Annotated in this window: 16 protein-coding genes; 11 read left to right on the top strand and 5 right to left on the bottom strand. The window is 71.3% G+C overall.

The annotated features are described in order from the left end of the window. Positions 1–60 precede the first annotated feature (60 nt). Both ACFC1I_RS08480 and ACFC1I_RS08475 read left to right on the top strand, forming a co-directional pair. Complete coding sequence (locus tag ACFC1I_RS08480; RefSeq protein WP_376007905.1) at positions 61–981, top strand: IclR family transcriptional regulator; 921 nt, start codon at positions 61–63, stop codon at positions 979–981. Between the two features lie 9 nt (positions 982–990). Further along, entirely contained in the window at positions 991–1,770 is a 780-nt protein-coding gene (locus ACFC1I_RS08475; RefSeq protein ID WP_376007904.1) for a DUF1932 domain-containing protein, read from the top strand. A gap of 112 nt (positions 1,771–1,882) precedes the next feature. Here the strand turns inward: ACFC1I_RS08475 and ACFC1I_RS08470 are convergent, their stop codons facing one another. Further along, positions 1,883–3,292, bottom strand: coding sequence for an aminomethyl transferase family protein (locus ACFC1I_RS08470; RefSeq protein ID WP_376007902.1), 1,410 nt, complete (start codon positions 3,290–3,292; stop codon positions 1,883–1,885). Between the two features lie 150 nt (positions 3,293–3,442). Between ACFC1I_RS08470 and ACFC1I_RS08465 the strand changes: the two genes are divergently transcribed. The 4 genes from ACFC1I_RS08465 to ACFC1I_RS08450 are packed head-to-tail and all read left to right on the top strand — an operon-like array spanning position 3,443 to position 7,008. Continuing rightward, on the top strand, positions 3,443–4,201 hold the full coding sequence (locus ACFC1I_RS08465; protein WP_376007900.1) for a PIG-L deacetylase family protein: 759 nt from the start codon (positions 3,443–3,445) through the stop codon (positions 4,199–4,201). Between the two features lie 33 nt (positions 4,202–4,234). After that, positions 4,235–4,954, top strand: a complete 720-nt coding sequence (locus ACFC1I_RS08460) for a 4-carboxy-4-hydroxy-2-oxoadipate aldolase/oxaloacetate decarboxylase (protein WP_376007898.1) — start codon at positions 4,235–4,237, stop codon at positions 4,952–4,954. Then, the gene (locus ACFC1I_RS08455) at positions 4,941–6,020 is read left to right on the top strand and encodes a 4-oxalomesaconate tautomerase (protein ID WP_376007896.1); all 1,080 of its coding nucleotides are present in this window, start codon (positions 4,941–4,943) and stop codon (positions 6,018–6,020) included. The genes ACFC1I_RS08460 and ACFC1I_RS08455 overlap by 14 nt, the downstream gene beginning before the upstream one ends. Before the next feature lie 22 nt (positions 6,021–6,042). Further along, positions 6,043–7,008, top strand: a complete 966-nt coding sequence (locus ACFC1I_RS08450; RefSeq protein WP_376007894.1) for a VOC family protein — start codon at positions 6,043–6,045, stop codon at positions 7,006–7,008. A 526-nt stretch (positions 7,009–7,534) separates the two neighbouring features. Here the strand turns inward: ACFC1I_RS08450 and ACFC1I_RS08445 are convergent. From ACFC1I_RS08445 to ACFC1I_RS08435, 3 genes are all read right to left on the bottom strand, one after another. Beyond that, positions 7,535–8,647 carry a 5-methyltetrahydropteroyltriglutamate--homocysteine S-methyltransferase gene (locus tag ACFC1I_RS08445; RefSeq protein WP_376007892.1) on the bottom strand — a complete coding sequence of 371 codons (1,113 nt, stop codon included), beginning with the start codon at positions 8,645–8,647 and terminating at the stop codon, positions 7,535–7,537. 145 nt (positions 8,648–8,792) lie between these two features. Further along, positions 8,793–9,704, bottom strand: coding sequence for a serine hydrolase (locus ACFC1I_RS08440; protein ID WP_376007890.1), 912 nt, complete (start codon positions 9,702–9,704; stop codon positions 8,793–8,795). Positions 9,705–9,767: 63 nt separating this feature from the next. Further along, positions 9,768–11,732, bottom strand: a complete 1,965-nt coding sequence (locus ACFC1I_RS08435; protein ID WP_376007888.1) for a M13 family metallopeptidase — start codon at positions 11,730–11,732, stop codon at positions 9,768–9,770. Between the two features lie 125 nt (positions 11,733–11,857). On the opposite strand from ACFC1I_RS08435, the gene ACFC1I_RS08430 reads away from it, so the two are divergent. Further along, positions 11,858–13,177, top strand: a complete 1,320-nt coding sequence (locus ACFC1I_RS08430; protein WP_376007886.1) for an MATE family efflux transporter — start codon at positions 11,858–11,860, stop codon at positions 13,175–13,177. Between the two features lie 6 nt (positions 13,178–13,183). On the opposite strand, the gene ACFC1I_RS08425 is transcribed toward ACFC1I_RS08430, so the two are convergent. Then, positions 13,184–13,840 (bottom strand): TrmH family RNA methyltransferase, encoded by a 657-nt coding sequence (locus ACFC1I_RS08425; protein ID WP_376007884.1) that lies wholly within the window; start codon positions 13,838–13,840, stop codon positions 13,184–13,186. A 449-nt stretch (positions 13,841–14,289) separates the two neighbouring features. Here ACFC1I_RS08425 and ACFC1I_RS08420 point away from each other — a divergent pair, with 449 nt between their 5' ends. Genes ACFC1I_RS08420 through ACFC1I_RS08405 form a run of 4 tightly spaced genes read left to right on the top strand, consistent with a single transcriptional unit; the run spans position 14,290 to position 18,125 of the window. Then, positions 14,290–15,438, top strand: coding sequence for a PP2C family protein-serine/threonine phosphatase (locus ACFC1I_RS08420; protein ID WP_376007882.1), 1,149 nt, complete (start codon positions 14,290–14,292; stop codon positions 15,436–15,438). Continuing rightward, positions 15,435–17,393 (top strand): glycosyltransferase family 2 protein, encoded by a 1,959-nt coding sequence (locus ACFC1I_RS08415; protein ID WP_376007880.1) that lies wholly within the window; start codon positions 15,435–15,437, stop codon positions 17,391–17,393. The genes ACFC1I_RS08420 and ACFC1I_RS08415 overlap by 4 nt, the downstream gene beginning before the upstream one ends. Continuing rightward, entirely contained in the window at positions 17,390–17,722 is a 333-nt protein-coding gene (locus tag ACFC1I_RS08410) for an STAS domain-containing protein (protein WP_376007878.1), read from the top strand. Before ACFC1I_RS08415 ends, ACFC1I_RS08410 begins: the two co-directional genes overlap by 4 nt. After that, on the top strand, positions 17,712–18,125 hold the full coding sequence (locus ACFC1I_RS08405; protein WP_376007876.1) for an ATP-binding protein: 414 nt from the start codon (positions 17,712–17,714) through the stop codon (positions 18,123–18,125). Before ACFC1I_RS08410 ends, ACFC1I_RS08405 begins: the two co-directional genes overlap by 11 nt. Positions 18,126–18,251 lie beyond the last annotated feature (126 nt).

The raw sequence follows: 18,251 nt of genomic DNA, 5'->3' as shown, positions 1-18,251 counted from the left end.
CCCGCTCAGTGGAACATCGCCCACCGCACGGTTTAGCATGGCGGCGTCGAGGAGGATGCTGTGGCACGAGGGTCGGCCGGAGAGTCGGTGCTTCACCGGCACCTGCGCGTGCTCGAGAGCTTCGATGCGTGGCATCCGTTCCTCACCCTGACGGAGATCGTGGATGCCTCGGGCATCCCGCCGTCGACCGCGCACCGCCTCATCGCCGAGCTCGAGCACGAGGGCCTGCTCGAGCGCCTGCCGGATCGCACGTACCGCCTCGGCGTGCGGCTGTGGGAGTTCGCGAGCCGCACGCCCGGCGCGGTCGGGCTGCGCGAGATCGCCCGGCCGTGGCTGGGCGCCGTGCACGAGCGGGTGCGGCAGCACGCGCAGCTGGGCGTGCTGAGCGGGCACGACGTGCTCTTCATCGACCGGATGTCGACGCGCGACGCCGTCGTCAACGCGACGCTGATCGGGGGCCGCATCCCGCTGCACGCGTCGTCGAGCGGGCTCGTGCTGCTCGCGCACGCCGACGCCGCGCTGGTCGCCGAGGTGATCGCCGCGGGGCTGCGGACCTACACCGAGCGCACGATCCGCACAGGGCCGGAGCTGCGCACGGAGCTGCGCCGCGTGCGGGACGAGGGCTACGCCGTCACCGAGGGGCACATCCATCCCGAGTCGCGCGGCATCGCGGTGCCCGTGACCGGACCCGGCGGGACCGTGTACGCCGCGATCGGCGTCGTCGTGCCGAACGACGGCGCGTCGACGCACGCCTACGCCGAGCTCCTTCACCGAGCAGCCGCCGGGATCGCGCGCGACCTCGCGGTCGCCTACCGGCCCGACGTCGACGAGCGCACCCACGGCATCCGCTCGCTCGTGAGCGGCTCACGGCGCTCGCTCGAGTACTTCGAGAGCCTCGACGCCGACCCTCACGAACTGGGGTCGCCGCCCGTCCTCGACCCCGCCCTGAGCTCACCCGTCACCCCCGCGCCGGTGCCATAGGTCGGCGCCATGACGACGATCGCGGTCCTCGGTCTCGGCGAAGCCGGGAGGCGCTACGCGCGCGGCCTCGCGCACGCCGGCGCGGAGGTGCGCGGCTTCGACCCCGCGCACGACCTCGGCGACCCCGACGTGCCGCAGTTCGCCTCGCTCGCCGACGCCCTCGCCGGGGCCGATGTCGCCCTGAGCCTCGTGACCGGGCATGCCGCAGCATCCGTCGCCCGTGAAGCACTGCCGCACGTCGCCGCGGGTGCCGTGTACGCCGACCTCAACACCGCCGCGCCCGAGCTCAAGCAGCGCATCGCGCGGCTCGCCGCCGACCGCGGGCTCGCGATGGCCGACGTCGCGGTGCTCGCGCCCGTGGTGCGCGAGGGGCATCGCACGCCGCTGCTCGCCAGCGGGCCCGGAGCCCGCGAGTTCGCGGCGCGGGTCGGGCCGTTCGAGGTGCCGGTCGACGTGGTCGAGGGCGAGGCCGGCGAGGCCGCGCGCCTGCGGCTGCTGCGGAGCGTGTTCATGAAGGGCCTCGCGGCGCTCGTGCTGGAGGGGCTCGGCGCGTCGCGCGCGGTCGGCGCCGAGGACTGGCTCCGCGCGCAGATGGCGCAGGAGCTCGGCCCCGACGGCGCGGCCCTGATCGACCGCCTCGTCGACGGCTCGACCACGCACGCGGTGCGCCGAGAGCACGAGGTGCGCGCCGCGCTGGCCGCGCTCGAGGCCTCCGGCCAGCCCGCCGACATGACCCGCGCCACGCTCGCGTGGTTCGAACGCCTCGTGGCCGAGCGCGACCACGACTGACGCTCGCCGCCCGACCGGTGTCGCGCCGCGTCAGGTGGCGCAGCACGCGGAATGGATGCTGCCACCCCGCGTGCCGCGCCCCCGAACGGTTGTCGCGTCCGCCTGGCCCGGGCTACACCGCGGCAGCCGCGGTGCGCCAGCCGCCGTGGTACTCCTGCCGCGCCGTCACGGCATAAGGCACGGGCGAGACGACGGCCCGCACCGCCAGCTGCTCGTGCGGCTCGACGGTGGTCTTGCGCGAGCCACCGTCGGGCTCGCCCCACACCACGCGCACCTCGGCGCCGATCGGCACGTCGCGGTCGACCGTCGCGAGCGACAGCCCGCGCTTCTCGTTCGCGGTGACGCCGGTGAAGAGGGAGAGGCCGATCGTGTCGCCGTCGGCGTCGATCACAGCGTCGTAGTTCGACGAGCCGTAGTTCGCGTTCGGCAGGTCGAAGAACTGGTATCCGGGACCCTCGCGGTCGATCACGCTCGTCAACACCTTCGCGAGGTCCTCGTCGTTCCACGCGAGCGTCACCTTCTTGCGCTGCGTCTCGGGGTCGACCTGCTCCAGCGCCTCGCGGCCGATGAAGTCGTGGTCGAACTTCACGAACGAGCCGTAGCCGAGGTCCCACGGGTTGAGGTAGTAGTCCTCGATGTTCTCCGACACGAACGAGCCGGCGAGCGCGTTGGTCGCCTCGTAGCTGTTCGCCGGCAGCCACTCGCGGTAGCGGCGCTCGATGTCGCCGCCGGTGTAGATCGCCGGCAGCGGCGACGGGATCCAGCCCGACTCGAGCGTGTTCGACGAGTACGCGCGCGAGCCGCAGGGCTCGAGGCCGAAATCGCGGCCCGCCTCAAGCACGGCGTCGCGGATGCGGCCGTGCTCGGCGTACGGGCCCCAGATCTCGAGGCCCGGCGCTCCGGCCATGCCGTGGCGCAGCGTGCGCACCTGCTGCCCCGCGATCTCGAGCTCGCCCATGTGGAAGAACCGCACCTGCTCGACCTCGTGGCCGGCGAGCTTCTCGATGATCGGCCACGCGTTCGGGCCCTGGATCTGGAAGCGGTAGAACTCGCGCGTGACGGCCTCGCCGTACGGACGCGACGGCGAGCGGTCGTCGTAGCGGGTCTCGACGTCGTAGCCGCCGGTCTCGGCGTGGAACTGCAGCCAGTTCGCACCCGGCGCGCGGCCGACGTAGACGTACTCGTCCTCCGACAGGTGGAACAGGATGCCGTCGCCGATCACGCCGCCCGTCGACGAGGTCGGCACGAACTGCTTGGCCGTGTTCACCGGGAAGTTCGCGAACGAGTTGATGCCCGTGTCCGACAGCAGCTTGAGCGCATCGGGGCCGGTCATGAAGAAGTTCACCATGTGGTGGGTCTGGTCGTAGAGCACGGCCGTCTCGCGCCACGCCTTCTGCTCGCGCCGCCAGTTCGAGAACTCGGCCGGCACCACGGGGTAGATGTACGTGCCCAGCTGCGAGTTGCGCAGCATCTCGACGACGTTCCCCTTCTCGTCCAGCAGCTCCTGCAGATTGCTCGCCATGCCTGTCTCGACTTCCTCGTCCAGTGGTTCGTGCCGGGTGACCTGACCGCGATGCTACGTGGCGGCTATACCTACGTCCAGAGGTATTTGGTCGCCACGATTGTAGACAATTTGTTGACCATTTCGCCACGGGTATGGTTCGCTGGCCCCATGACAGACACCGCCGTCGACACCCTCCTCGTCGTGAGCGCCCACGCGGGCGACTTCGTGTGGCGGGCCGGCGGAGCGATCGCGGCCGCCGCCCTCCGCGGCGAGCGCGCGGTGGTCGCGTGCCTGTCGTACGGCGAGCGCGGCGAGTCGGCGAGCCAATGGCTCGACGGCAAGTCGCTCGATGAGATCAAGCGCATCCGTCGCGACGAGGCGGAGGCTGCAGCATCCGCTCTCGGTGCAGAGATCGAGTTCCTCGACCTCGGGGACTACCCCCTCGTCGAGTCGCGCGAGGCCGTCTCGCGCCTGGTCGACGTGTACCGGCGGGTGCAGCCCACCGTCGTGCTGACGCACACGTTGCGCGACCCCTACAACGGCGACCACCCCGCCGCGGCCCGCATGGCGCTCGAGGCGCGCGTGCTCGCGCAGGCGATCGGCGTCGCGAACTCTGACGGCACCTACCCGACCAAGGACGACATCATCGGCGCCCCGCCGGTCTTCTTCTTCGAGCCGCACCAACCCGAGCAGTGCGACTTCACTCCCGACGTGCTCCTCGACATCACCGAGGCGTTCGACCGCAAGCGCGCCGCGATGGAGTGCCTGTCCGCCCAGAAGCACATGTGGTCGTACTACACCGACCTCGCGGTGCGGCGCGGCGTGCAGCTCAAGCGCAACGCGGGCCCGAACCTCGGCCTTCCCCACGAGACCATGGGCGAGGCCTACATGCGCCACTTCCCGCAGGTCACGTCGGTGCTGTCGTGAGCGGGGTGGCGTGATGAGGGGATGGATGCTGCGATGAGCGGTCCCGTCGTCGTCACCGGCATCGCGCGGGCCGATGCCGCGACGGCCGCCGCGCTCGGGGTGCACGGCGTCGCCACGGTGCACGAGGCGATGGGGCGGACCGGACTCGTGGGACGCAGCATCCGTCCCGTCCAGACCGGTGCGCGCGTCGCGGGCACGGCCGTCACGGTGCTGAGCTGGCCCGGCGACAACCTGATGATCCACGCGGCGATCGAGCAGTGCCGCGAGGGCGATCTGCTCGTCGTTGCGACGACCTCGCCGTCGGGCGACGGCGCCTTCGGCGACCTGTTCGCCACGGCGCTCACCGCGCGCGGTGTGCGCGGGCTCGTCACCGCGACGGGCGTGCGCGACACCGCGGACCTGCGCGCCATGGGCTTTCCGGTGTGGTCGAACGGCGTGCATGCGCAGGGCACGGTGAAGGCCACCGCCGGGTCGGTGAACGTGCCGGTCGTCGTCGACGGCGCGACGGTGCGGCCCGGCGACGTGGTCGTGGCCGACGACGACGGGGTCGTGATCGTCCCGCGCGAGCGCGTGGACGCGGTGCTCGCCGCGGCGGACGCGCGCGTGGCGAAGGAGGCCGCGGACCGCGAGGCGTACGCCTCGGGCGCGGAGCTCAGCCTCGACCGCAAGGGCCTGCGCCCGCTCCTGGCCGAGCTCGGCGTCGAATACGTCACGCAGGCCGAGTACGAGGCGCGCGGCGATGAGCGTTCCTGACCCTGTGCGCGACGGTGTGCGCTGCATGCTCATGCGAGGCGGCACGTCGAAGGGCGCGTATTTCCTCGCCGCCGACCTGCCGTCCGACGCGGCCGCGCGCGACGACCTGCTGCTGCGGATCATGGGCTCGCCCGATCCTCGGCAGATCGACGGCATCGGCGGCGCGCACCCGCTCACCAGCAAGGTCGCGATCGTCTCGGCGCCGAGTGCCGAGGGCATCGACGTCGACTACCTCTTTCTACAGGTCGGCGTCGACACCGCGACGGTGGCCGACGCGCAGACCTGCGGCAACCTGCTCGCGGGCATCGGCCCGTTCGCCGTGGAGCGCGGCCTCGTCGCGGCGACGGGTGCGCGCACGACGGTGCGCATCCGGCTTCTCAACACCGGGGATGCCGCGACCGCCGTCTTCGCCACGGCCGACGGTCGCCCCGACTACGACGGCGATGTCGCCATCGACGGGGTTCCGGGCACGGCATCCGCCATCGACCTCGAGGTGGGGGGCGGGCCTTCCAAGGCGCTCCTTCCGACGGGCAACCCCGCCGACGCGGTCGACGGAGTCACCGCGACGCTGATCGACAACGGCATGCCGGTCGTGCTCGTGCGCGCAGCCGACCTCGGCGTCGAGGGCACCGAGTCACCGGCGGCGCTCGAGGCCGATGCCGCTCTCGCGGCGCGGGTCGAGCGGGTGCGGCTCGCGGCCGGTCCGCTCATGGGGCTCGGCGACGTGTCGGCGCAGACGGTGCCGAAGGTGATCCTGGTCTCGCCACCGCGCGCAGGCGGCGCGATTTCGACGCGCGCCTTCATACCGACGCGCGTGCACACGGCGATCGGCGTGCTGATGGCAGCATCCGTCGCCGCCGCCCTGCGGATCCCCGGCGCGGTGGGGCACGAGATCGCGGGCCCGCTCGGCGAGGAGGACACCGCGATCGAGCACCCGAGCGGCACCTTCCCGTCGCGCGTGCGGGTCGCACAGGACGACGCCGGCGCCTGGCGCGCGACCTCCTTCTCGCTGCGCACCGCCCGCAAGCTCTTCGACGGCACGGTCTTCCCGAGGCCGCGCCGATGAACCCCGTCAGAGAGGACGCCCCATGACCGCCGACACGTCGTTCGACGTCGCCCACCTCGCCCATGTCGAGCTGCTCACCGCGAAGCCCGACGAGAGCCGCTGGTTCTTCGAGGACCTGCTGGCCATGCGGGTCGTCGCCGAGGACGGCGACTCGGTCTACCTGCGCACGTGGGACGAGTACCAGCTGTACACGATCAAGCTGACGGCCTCGGATGCTGCGGGCGTGGGTCGCACGTCGTTCCGGGCCTCGTCGCCGCAGGCGCTGGAGCGGCGCGTCGCCGCGATCCAGAAGACCGGACTCGGCGTCGGATGGATCGACGGCGACGTCGGCTGCGGACCGACCTACGCGTTCACCGACCCCGACGGTCACGCGATGTCGATCTTCTACGAGGCCGAGCGGTACGAGGCCGGCGACGACGACCGGCCGGCGCTGAAGAACCAGGCGTCTCGGTTCCCCGGCCGCGGCGTGAACGCCCGACGCCTCGACCACATCAACTACCTCGCGAAGGACGTCGAGGCCAACGGCGCGTTCCTGCGCGACGCCCTCGGCATGCGCGAGTCCGAGCGCATCCGCCTCGACAGCGGGAAGTTCGCGGCGTGGTGGTTCCACTTCTCGCTGAAGTCGTACGACGTCGTGTACTCCGACGACTGGACGAAGCACGGCAACCGCCTGCACCACATCGCGTTCGCGCCCGACACGCGGGAAGACATCCTCAAGGCCGCCGACATCCTCCTCGAGAACGGTATCCACATCGAGTCGGGCCCGCACAAGCACGCGATCAACCAGACGTTCTTCCTGTACGTCTGGGAGCCCGGCGGCAACCGCATCGAGTTCGCGAACGCCGGCGCCCGCCTGCTGCTGGATCCCGATCAGCCCGTCGTCGAGTGGACCGAGGCCGAGCGCCGCAAGGGTCAGGCCTGGGGCATGAAGACGATCGACACCTTCCACACCCACGGCACCCCGGTGGTCGACGCCCCCGCCCACTGAGGCCGGGGCGGGGTCCGGGGCTGGGTGCGGGTCGGGGTTGGGTCCGGGCCGGGCGCGGGGGTCTGGGGGTCAGCCGCCATCCCGGGTTTGGGGCGCAATCACTCCGTTGGGGCGCAGATTCTCCGCCCCAACGGACGAAACGCGCCCCAAACCCGACGAGCACGCCGGGGACTCGCCCCGGCTCACCCGTCGCCCGGGGTTCGGGGCGCGCCATGACCGTTCGGGGCGCAACCCGTGCGCCCCGAACGCACGCCGTGCGCCCCGAACCCGAAGCGCGTGGCCGAGGTCGGTCCCGGGGTCCGGCCCAGCTGCCATCCCGGGTTTGGGGCGCAATCACTCCGTCGGGGCGCAGATTCTCCGCCCCAACGGACGAAACGCGCCCCAAACCCGACGAGCACGCCGGGGTTCGCCCCGGCTCCCCGTCACCCGGGGTTCGGGGCGCGCCACGACCGTTCGGGGCGCAATCCGTGCGCCCCGAACGCACGCCGTGCGCCCCGAACCCGAAGCGCGTGGCCGAGGTGGGGGGTCAGCGCCAGACGTCGGCGGCGATGTCTACGACCTCGCGCACCTTGGCCCACTGCTCGTCCTCGGTGAGGACGTTGCCCTCCTCGGTGGAGGCGAAGCCGCACTGCGGGCTCAGGGCCAGCTGCTCGAGCGGGGCGAACGCCGCCGCCTCGTCGATGCGCTGCTTCACAGCATCCACGTTCTCGAGTTCGCCGCTCTTGGACGTGATGAGGCCGAGCACGACCGTCTTGTCGCCCTCCGGCAGGAACCGCAGCGGCTCGAAGCCGCCGGCGCGCTCGCTGTCGTACTCGAGGAAGTAGCCGTCGTACGCGGTGTTGCCGAGCAGCTGCTCGGCGACCGGCTCGTACCCGCCCGACGAGATCCACGTCGAGCGGAAGTTGCCGCGGCACACGTGGGTCGTCACGGTGAGGTCTTCGGGCTTGCCGTCGAGGATGCGGTTCAGGATCGTCGCGTACCGCTCGGCGATGCCGTCGGTGCGGATGCCTCGTTCCCGCGCCTTCTCGAGCTCGACGTCCGAGCAGAGATAGGCCCACGCGGTGTCGTCGAACTGCAGGTAGCGGGCGCCGGCGTCGTAGAACGCCGACACGGCGTCGCGGTACGCCTGCACGAGGTCGTCGACGATGTCGTCGCGGCCGTCGTAGCCCGACCCCTCGAGGTGGCCCGGCTCGAGACGGAAGTCGAGCACGGTCGGCGCGGGGATGCTGAACTTCGGCACCGCGCCGGTGGTGCGCTCGAGCAGGCTCTTGAGCGAACGGAAGTGGTCGAGGAACGGGTGCGTGTCGCTGAAGCCGATCTTGCCCGAGATCTCGATGCCGCGGGGCTTGGTCTGCACGCCCTGGAACTGGATGCCGTGGTCGAGCTCGACGATCTCGACGCCGTCGAGCAGGCCGAAGAAGTCGAAGTGCCACCACGAGCGGCGGAACTCGCCGTCGGTCGCGAGCTTCAGGCCGGCGTCGGCCTCGCGCACGACGAGCTCGGCGATCGCGGTCTCTTCTGCGACGCGCAGGGCGTCGGCGTCGATGTCACCCGCGGCGAATCGGCGGCGGGCCGCGGCGAGCTCGGTGGGACGGAGGAAGCTGCCGACGATGTCGGCGCGGAACGGCGGTGTTGACACCCCGCGAGCGTACCCGATGCCTCCCGGCATAGGTACTCCGCGGTCACCCGGCGTCATCCCCGCCGCCGTCCGTGAGACGACAGGGAAGGAGCCCGGACCCCGGTCCGGGCCGGGAGTCCCGAGCCGGCCCCGACCCCAGCCCGGGTCAGAACACGTACTCCATCAGGTCCGTCCCGAGGATGCGGAAGGCCTCGTGCGCGCGCAGCCGGTGCGAGATCGACAGGTCGTCGAAGCACACGATGAGCGCGTACGACACTCCGGCCCGGGGACCGGCCAGCACGCCCGCCTCGACGCGGATGCCGGCATCCCGGCCCGTCTTGTTGATGAAGAGCAGGCCGTGCTCGTCGTTCTCGTGCGAGAACGGGTCGAGCCCGGTGGCGGACGCCACGAGCGACAGGTCGTGGTTGAGGCTCAGCCACTCCGCCACCTGCGCGCTCACGCTCGGCGACACGACCTGCGAGTTCACGAGGGCCGCGAACACCTCGGCGAGCTCCCGGGCGGAGCCGAGCGCGAAGTGCGGCGCGTCGTCGGGTCCGCGCTCGTCACGGAAGCGGTCGAGCAGCGCCGAGCGCGAGAGCCCGAGCTCCTCGATGCGGGACCGCACCGCCGGAAGGCCGACGCGGCGCAGCAGGGCGTTGGCCGCCAGCGCGTCGCCGGTCGACGCGGTGAGCACCGCCAGGTCGACCAGGGGCAGGGCAGGCGCCTTCAGGTGCTGCCACACTCCCCCGACCCCGACGGGCTCGATGTGTGCGCGGTCGATGATCTCGAGCGGCTCGAGGCGCCCCGACTCGAACGCGGCCGCCACCTCGATGAGCAGCGGCACCACGCCGAGCCCGGCGACGGGCAGCGTGACGAAGTCGTCACCCGACAGCACGGACGTGCCGCGGTCGAGGTCGGTGATGCGCACCGAGATCTTGGCGCCTGATGCGGCGAGGTCGTCGAGCGCCTTCAGCGTCGATGTGAACGATCGACGACCTGCGGCCGCCCTCTTCGGCAGCCGCCGGCCGGTGCTCCGTCGCGCCCCCCGCAGCGACTCGGCATCCTTTCTGGGCTCCATGCCCACGGAGTTTCCTTCCCCTGACGTTGTTGCGGGGCGATCGGGCCGCACGCGGCCCGGCCGTCACCAGATGGTGACGCGCTGGTCCTCGTCGAGCCAGAGAGCATCTGACTCGGTCACACCGAAGGCATCGTAGAACGCGTCGATGTTGCGCACGATCTGGTTGCACCGGAACTCGTTGGGCGAGTGCGGGTCGATCGTGAGCAGGCGGATGGTCTCCGCATCCCGTCCCTTCTGCTGCCAGATCTGTCCCCAGCTCAGCAGCAGTCGCTGGATTCCCGTGAAGCCGTCGAGCTCCGGCGCCTCGTCATCGCCCAGCGACAGGGCGTAGGCCTTGATCGCGATGCCGAGTCCGCCCAGGTCGCCGATGTTCTCGCCGATGGTGAGCGCGCCGTTGACGTGGTTGTCGTCGGCGAGCCCCTGCGGCACGAGGGCGTCGTACTGGGCGATGAGGTTCTTGGTGCGCTCCTCGAAGGCGGCGCGGTCGTCGTCGGTCCACCAGTCGCGCAGCGACCCGTCGCCGTCGAAGCGGCTGCCCTGGTCGTCGAAGCCGTGGCCGATCTCGTGGCCGATGACCGCGCCGATGCCGCCGTAGTTGGCGGCGGCATCGCGCTCGACGTCGAAGAACGGGAACTGCAGGATCGCGGCCGGGAACACGATCTCGTTCATCAGCGGGTTGTAGTACGCGTTGACGGTCTGCGGCGTCATGAACCACTCGTCGCGGTCGATCGGCTGGCCGACCTTCGCGAGCTGGCGGTCGTGCTCCCAGACGTGGGCGCGGCGCACGTTGCCGACCAGGTCGTCGGCCTCGATCTCGAGGGTGGAGTAGTCCTTCCACTTCACCGGGTACCCGATCTTCGGGGTGAAGGCGTCGAGCTTGGCGAGCGCCCGCTCACGGGTGTCGGGGCTCATCCACTCGAGCTCGGCGATCGACTGCCGGTACGCCTCGATGAGGTTGCCGACGAGTTCGTCCATCGCGTCCTTGGCGGCGGGCGGGAAGTGCCGCTCGACGTAGACGCGGCCGATGGCCTCGCCCATCGCGGCCTCCGTGAGGCTGACGCCCCGCTTCCACCGCTCGCGGTTGACCGGCACGCCGGTGAGCTGCGTGCCGTAGAAGCCGAAGTTCTCGGCGACGAACTCGTCCGACAGGAACGGCGCCGCGGAGTGCACGACCGCGAACCGCAGCCACGCCTTCCAGTCCTCGAGGCGGTCCTCGACGAGCAGGGTGCCGAGGCCCTCGAAGAAGCTCGGCTGGTAGACGTTGATCTCGGCGAACGCGTCGGCGTGGTCGGGGGCCGCGCCCTCGCGCCACGGCGTCAGGTCGGCCCCGACGAGCTCCTGCACCTCGTCCCACGTCTTGAGGTTGTACGTCTTCACCGCGTCGCGGCTCGAGACGTTGTCCCAGTGGTGCGTGGCGAGTTCCGTCTCGATCGCGACGATCCGATCGGCGGATGCCTCGGCCCCGGCCACGCCCGCGAGCTCGAGGATGCGCTGCACGTGGGTGCGGAACGCGATCCGCGTCTCCTGGAAGTTGTCGAGGCGGTAGTAGCTCTCGTCCGGGAGCGACAGCCCGCCCTGGATGAAGAAGGGGACGTACCGCTCGGGGTTGCCCGGATCCGGCTCGAAGTAGAGGTGGATGAGCGCCGCGATGCCGTCGCGCTCGAACTCGCCGATCGTGCGGAGGAAGCCCGGGATGTCCTCGATCGCCTCGACGCGCTCGAGCGAGTCGGCGAGCGGGGCTGCGCCCTGCGCCTCGATGCGCTCGGTGTCCATGAAGCTCGTGTAGAGGTCGCCGATCTTGCGGGCCTCGGTGCCGGGCTCGGCCTGCTGCGACTCCTCGACGATCGCGTGCACGTCCTTCTCGGCCTGCTCCGCGATGAGGTGGAACGAGCCCCACCGCGCCTTGTCCTCCGGGATCTCGGTCCGATCGAGCCAGCTGCCGTTGACGTGGCGGAACAGATCATCCTGGGGGCGGATCTCGGCGCTCAGCTCATCGAGCGCGAGACCGGAGCGGGGGGCGTCGGTCATGCGTTCCAGGGTAGCCGCCCTGAACCTGGACAACTCTCGCGAGAGCACGGATCGCCGCCCGTGACGACATTGTGATCAATGGATGCTGCGCCCCGAGGTCCGAGCCCCTGTCTAGGCTCTTCCAGGTGAGGACCGACACGCTGAACCGCGACATCCTGCGGCTCGCGGTGCCGGCGCTCGGCGCCCTGATCGCCGAGCCGCTGTTCCTCATCGTCGACTCGGCGCTCGTCGGCCACCTCGGCGTCGAGCCGCTCGCCGGACTCGGCATCGCGTCCGCGGTGCTGCAGACGATCGTCGGGCTCATGGTGTTCCTCGCCTACTCGACGACGCCCGCCGTCGCGCGCCGGTTCGGCGCGGGCGACCCGTCGCGCGCGGTATCGGTCGGCATCGACGGCATGTGGCTCGCGCTCGGCATCGGGGCGGTGCTCGCTCTCGTCGGCTACGTCGCGACGCCGTTGCTCGTCGGCCTCTTCGGCGCGACGCCCGAGGTCGCGCAGCAGGCCGAGATCTACCTCGGCATCTCGATGTGGGGCCTTCCCGCGATGCTCGTCGTGTTCGCCGCGACCGGTCTCCTGCGCGGCATGCAGGACACCGTGACGCCCCTCTGGATCGCGGGACTCGGCTTCGCCGCGAACGCCCTCCTCAACTGGCTCTTCATCTACGGCTTCGGGTGGCGCATCGCGGGCTCCGCGATCGGCACCGTCCTGGCGCAGTGGGGCATGGTCGCCGCGTACGCGGTCGTCGTGGGCCGGCTCGCGCGGCGGCACGAGGCATCCCTTCGTCCTCAGCGCGAGGGCGTGCGCGGCTCGGCGCGATCCGGCGGCTGGCTGTTCCTGCGCACGGTGTCGCTGCGGTTCGCGCTGCTGGCGACCGTCGCCGTCGCGACCGGGCTCGGCACGGTCGAGCTCGCCGGCTGGCAGGTCGCCTTCACGATCTTCTCGACCGCGGCGTTCGCCCTCGACGCCCTGGCGATCGCCGCGCAGGCACTCATCGGCAAGGGGCTCGGCGCCGAAGACACGCCGCTCGTGCGTCGCGTGCTCGGCCGCACCGTCGCATGGGGCGCGTGGTTCGGCGTGATCACCGGCGCCATCATCGGCGCGCTGTCGGGAGTCATCGGGCTGCTCTTCACCGGCGATGCGGGCATCGCCGCCCTCGTGCAGCCCGCGCTCATCGTGCTCGCCATCGCGCAGCCGGTGTGCGGCATCGTCTTCGTGCTCGACGGCGTGCTCATCGGCGCCGGCGACGCGAAGTACCTCGCGATCGTCGGGCTGCTCAACCTCATCCCGTTCGTGCCCGCACTCGCGCTCGTCGCCTGGCTGCACCCCATCGGCGCCGCGGGACTCGCGTGGCTCGCGGTCACGTTCTTCGGCGTCTACATGCTCGCCCGGCTCGCCACCCTCGGCTGGCGCGTGCGCGGATCGGCCTGGCTCACCGCCGGCGCCTGAGCGCGGTCACGCCCAGCGGCGGCACCATTCGTACATGACGACCGCCGCGGCCGCGCTCGCGTTGATCGAGCGGGTCGAGCCGTACTGCTCGATCTGGATGGTTCCGGATGCTGCGGCCAGCGCCTCGGGCGAGAGCCCGGGTCCTTCCTGACCGAAGAGGAGCACGCACGCCTCGGGAAGCTCGGCGGCGGGCAGCGGCAGCGAGCCGTCGACGTTGTCGATCGCGATGACGGGGAGGGACGCGGCATCCGCCCACGCGGCGAAGGCCTCGACGGTCTCGTGGTGGCGCACGTGCTGGTAGCGGTCGGTGACCATGGCGCCGCGGCGGTTCCAGCGGCGCTTGCCGATGATGTGCACCTCGGCGGCGAGGAACGCGTTGGCGCTGCGCACGATCGAGCCGATGTTCATGTCGTGCTGCCAGTTCTCGATCGCGACGTGGAACGCGTGGCGGCGGGTGTCGAGGTCGGCGACGATGGCGTCCATCGTCCAGTACCGGTAGGCGTCGACGACGTTGCGCGCGTCGCCGTGCGCGAGGAGGTCGCGGTCGTAGCGCGGGTCGACGGGCCACGCGTCGGGGCCGCCGGGCCACGGCCCCACGCCGACCGGCAGCGTCGGCTCGGTGTGCTCGGCGTGCGGTGCGGCGCTCGGGTCGGGCGGATTCACCGGCCCAGGCTATCCCGCCCCGCCGTTCGCACCTCTGGACCAGACGCCCGCAGCGACCGCCACAGCGCCGTCACGCGGCATCCGCCCTGAATGACCAGCCGCGCCCGGCGATCAATGGGGCGTCTGGTGCCACTGGCCGCGCCGCGTGTCCGCGAGCGACGCACGCCACGCGTGGCTGCTCCGTCGGGTGCTTCTGCGATCCCGCATGCCGTCCACCACGCGATGGATCGCCGTGACCAGCTTCGTCATCATCTGTACCGCCCACTCTCGAGGTATGTCGAGTCAGGCATATCGCCGATCACCGGCGAGGCGAGTGGGGGTTGACAAGGGCAGGGGCGTCGTGCCGACGGGCGCGTCGGGCGGCCGATCTGGTCGCACCGCGGTGTCCGGCTCGACGCGGAAAGCGCACGCCGGTAATACTGGGAAAGACCGTACGACCGGGGGGCCAGTTGTTCGACGACGACAAGCGTCAGCGCGCCATCGAAGCACTCGGGGTGTTGGACACCCCGCCGGACGAGCGTGTCGACCGCGTCGCGCGGCTCGCCCAGGAGATGTTCGGCGTCCCTATGGTGAGCGTCACGCTCATGGACGGCGACCGCCAGTTCCGGAAGGCGCAGATCGGCCTCGGCGGTCACGAGGCGCCGCGCGCCGACTCGTTCTGCGACCTCACGATCCGCCAGGAGGGGACGCTGGTGGTCGAGGATGCCGCCACCGACGACGTCTTCGCCGAGAACCCGTTCGTGGTCGGCGACCCGCACCTGCGGTTCTACGCGGGTCATCCGCTGCGGGCTCCGGGCGGCGAACAGGTCGGGACCCTCTGCATCGTCGACACCGAGCCCCGCACCCTCGACGATCGGGGCAGGGCGCTGCTGCGCGAGCTCGCTCTGTGGGTGCAGGCCGAGATCCTCGATGCCGACGAGATGGACTACGCGTCGGTGGTGCAGCGCGCGATGCTCCCGGCGCGAACGCCGGAGGTGCCGGGATACACCCTGGCGGCGGCCGCCGCCCCGGCCGGCCACCTGCTCGGCGACGTGTACGACTGGCAGGTCGTCGGCGGCCGGCTGCGGGTCGCGCTCGCCGACGTCATGGGCAAGGGCGCCGGGCCTGCGATCATCGCCTCGGCCGTCCGCGCCTCGCTGCGGACCGCCCCCGAGCGCCCGCTCGCTCAGGCGGTGGGCGAGATCGACCGCATGCTCGAGGACGACATCGGCGGCTCGAACATCTTCGTGACCGCCGTCGCGGCCGACATCGACGTCGCGACCGGCGCGATGGACTTCGTCGACGCCGGCCACAGTCTCGCGTTCGTGCTGCGCGCGGGTGGGACATGGGAGCCGCTCCGGTCGACCGGCCTGCCGCTGGGCATGGGATTCGACGAGACGCGCACTGCGTCGACGGCGCAGCTCGACCCGGGAGACGTCTTCATGGTCTGCAGCGACGGCCTACTCGATGTGCTCGACGAGGACAACCCGTTCGCGCACGTGCACGACACGCTCCGCGCGCTCGGCCCTGCGGGCGCCGTGCACGAGGCGACGCTCCTCGCCGCCCGTCGGGGTGCGCCCGACGACGTCACGGTGCTCGTCGTGAGGAGGGACGCGTGACCGCACGGTTCGTCTGGATCCGCATCCTGGCGCTGCTGTCGGTGCTGCTCGGCGTGAACTACATCGTGTGGCGCTGGCTCGACTCGGTGAACTGGGCGGCGTGGTGGATCGCCGTGCCGCTGGTCATCGCCGAGACCTACAGCCTCATCGACACCTTCCTGTTCTCGGCGACGATGTGGCGCGCCCGCGAACGCCCGGCGCCGACGTCGCCACCGGAGGGCACCGTCGATGTCCTCATCACGACCTACAACGAGCCCGTCGAGATGGTGATCGCGACGGCGCGCGCGGCCAAGGGCATCGCCTACCCCCACGAGACGTGGATCCTCGACGACGGCGCGCGGCCCGACATGGAGGCGGCGGCACGCGCGATCGGCGTCGGCTACATCACCCGCTCCGCGGACTGGGCCGACAAACCCCGCCACGCGAAGGCCGGCAACCTCAACAACGCGCTCTTCCAGACCGAGGGCGAGTTCCTGCTGATCCTCGACGCCGACCAGGTGCCCGATCCGCTCATCCTCCACCGCACCCTCGGCTACTTCGCCGACGACCCCGAGGTCGCCCTCGTCCAGACCCCGCAGTGGTTCGTCAACGTCGACGACGCCGACCCGCTCGGCAGTCAGGCACCGCTGTTCTACGGCCCGATCCAGCAGGGCAAGGACGGCTGGAACGCGGCGTTCTTCTGCGGCTCGAACGCGGTGCTGCGTCGCGACGCCCTCATGCAGCTCGGCATCGTCGGGTATGTCCGCAGTCTCGAGCAGTCGACGGCGCGCACTCTGAAGGCCTCCGAGTCCCTCCTGGCGCACGCGGCTCGCGACCGCGACGCCGATCCCTCGGTGCGTCAGCAGCTGCGGGTGCTGCGCAGCGAGGTCACGCAGGCCCGCGCCCGCCTCGACGACGGCGAGCCCATCGCCGACGTCACCTACCGGGTGCAGTCCGCCGTCGACAGCGCGTCGCGTGAGCTCGTCCGCGGCGACCTCTCGCGCATGCGGGCAGACCTCGCGTCCATCGGCGAGCTGCCGGTGCAGCGCGACCGGGAACTCGACGAGATCGTCATCGACGACGCGGGCCTGGATGCGCTCGCCGCGCGCGAGCTGTCGCCACTGGGCGCGATCGACTCGGTCTCGGGGCTGCTCGAGGCGCTGCGGGTCGACCGCCCCGACGAGGCACAGCCGGTCCAGCCCATGGCGACGATCTCGGTCACCGAAGACATGGCGACCGCGATGCAGCTGCACGCGCTCGGCTGGAAGAGCGTCTACCACCACGAGATCCTGGCGCACGGGCTCGCCCCCGAAGACCTCCGCACGATGCTCACGCAGCGCCTGCGGTGGGCGCAGGGCACCCTGCAGGTCATGCTCCGAGACAACCCGCTCGCCAAGAAGGGGCTCTCGGCGGGCCAGCGGCTCATGTACTTCGCGACGATGTGGAGTTACCTGTCGGGATTCACCGCGATCGTCTATCTCGCGGCGCCCGTCATCTACCTCGTCTTCGGAGTGATGCCGGTCACCGCGTGGAGCGTCGACTTCTTCGCGCGCTTCCTGCCGTACTTCGTCGTCAATCAGATCCTGTTCCTCGTCGTCGCGAAGGGCCTCAGGACGTGGCGCGGCCAGCAGTACGCGCTGGCGCTCTTCCCCGTGTGGATCAAGGCGTGCACGTCGGCGTTCTCGAACGTCGTGCTGAAGCGCCCGCTCGGCTTCGCCGTCACGAAGAAGGACGGCCGCGACGAGTCGGGCCCGCCGTGGCGCGAGATCTGGCCGCAGCTGACGGCGATCGTCGTCCTCGTCATCGCCCTCGCGCTCGGCCTGACCCGTCTGGCCGTGGGCACCGCCGACGGCACCGGCACCCTCGTCAACACGGTGTGGGTGATCTACGACCTGGCCGTGCTGAGCGTCATCGTCCAGGCCGCCCTGTACCGCGGACCCCAGCGGCCCGCCCCCGAGCCCGAGGAGGCAGCGTGAATCTGATCGTCACACCCGGTGAGGCGTTCGCCGTCGTACGGCCCGAGGGCCGCCTCACCGCGATCTCGGTCCCGCGCCTCAAGAAGGCGGTGGACGAACTCGTCGGCGGCGGCAGCACGCGCATCGTGGTCGACCTGTCGGGCACGGAGTTCGTCGACTCGTCGGGCCTCGGCGCCCTGATCGGCGGCCTCAAGTCGGCCCGCCTCGCGGGCGGCGACCTGCGCATCGCGGCGGCGACGGAGCCGGTGCGCCGCGTGCTCAAGCTCACCAACCTCGACCGCGTGCTGCGCGATCACCCGACGCCGGAGTCGGCGTTCGATGGCGACTGAGCCGGGCATCCGCCTCGATGGAGTGGCCGACGATGCGCTCGTCGACCGCGTGCACGATGCTCTCGACGACCTCCTCGGCCGGGTGCCGGGCATCGGCGACGAGGATGCCATGATGTTCCGCCTGGCCGTCAGCGAGGTCGCGACGAACGTCGTGGAACACGCCCTCGCCCGTGAGCCGGTGCGCGTGACCGTCGAGCTCCACGCCGACGCCGATGCACTCTCGGCGGTCTTCACCGACACCGCCGACCCCGCGCTCATCGACCTCGGCGCGGTGTCGATGCCCGACTCAGACGCCGAGTCCGGCCGCGGGCTCGCCATCGCGCTCGCCACCCTCGACGAGCTCGTCCACGAGACCGAGCACGGCAACGTCTGGCGGCTGCGCCGCCGGCGCCACGACCACTGACCCGGCACCTCCGCCGCGAACCAAGGGAATCGCCCCGAGATCGAGGACGACGTCCCCGGTCTCGGCCGGAATCCCCTGCCTCGCCGAATCCACACCGCGGGACCGTTACGGACGATCGAACGCAGC

Origin of the sequence: Microbacterium sp. NPDC056044 (assembly GCF_042267145.1) — a bacterium.
Taxonomy (GTDB): Bacteria; Actinomycetota; Actinomycetes; order Actinomycetales; family Microbacteriaceae; genus Microbacterium.
The sequence above is the reverse complement of the archived record's forward strand: the minus strand, read 5'-3'. Positions and strand labels throughout refer to the sequence as shown.

Coding starts and splice junctions, on each gene's coding strand:
- ACFC1I_RS08475 (WP_376007904.1), top strand. CDS start 991: ATGACGACGATCGCGGTCCTCGGTCTCGGCGAAGCCGGGAGGCGCTAC.
- ACFC1I_RS08470 (WP_376007902.1), bottom strand. CDS start 3,292: ATGGCGAGCAATCTGCAGGAGCTGCTGGACGAGAAGGGGAACGTCGTC.
- ACFC1I_RS08465 (WP_376007900.1), top strand. CDS start 3,443: ATGACAGACACCGCCGTCGACACCCTCCTCGTCGTGAGCGCCCACGCG.
- ACFC1I_RS08460 (WP_376007898.1), top strand. CDS start 4,235: ATGAGCGGTCCCGTCGTCGTCACCGGCATCGCGCGGGCCGATGCCGCG.
- ACFC1I_RS08455 (WP_376007896.1), top strand. CDS start 4,941: ATGAGCGTTCCTGACCCTGTGCGCGACGGTGTGCGCTGCATGCTCATG.
- ACFC1I_RS08450 (WP_376007894.1), top strand. CDS start 6,043: ATGACCGCCGACACGTCGTTCGACGTCGCCCACCTCGCCCATGTCGAG.
- ACFC1I_RS08440 (WP_376007890.1), bottom strand. CDS start 9,704: ATGGAGCCCAGAAAGGATGCCGAGTCGCTGCGGGGGGCGCGACGGAGC.
- ACFC1I_RS08435 (WP_376007888.1), bottom strand. CDS start 11,732: ATGACCGACGCCCCCCGCTCCGGTCTCGCGCTCGATGAGCTGAGCGCC.
- ACFC1I_RS08405 (WP_376007876.1), top strand. CDS start 17,712: ATGGCGACTGAGCCGGGCATCCGCCTCGATGGAGTGGCCGACGATGCG.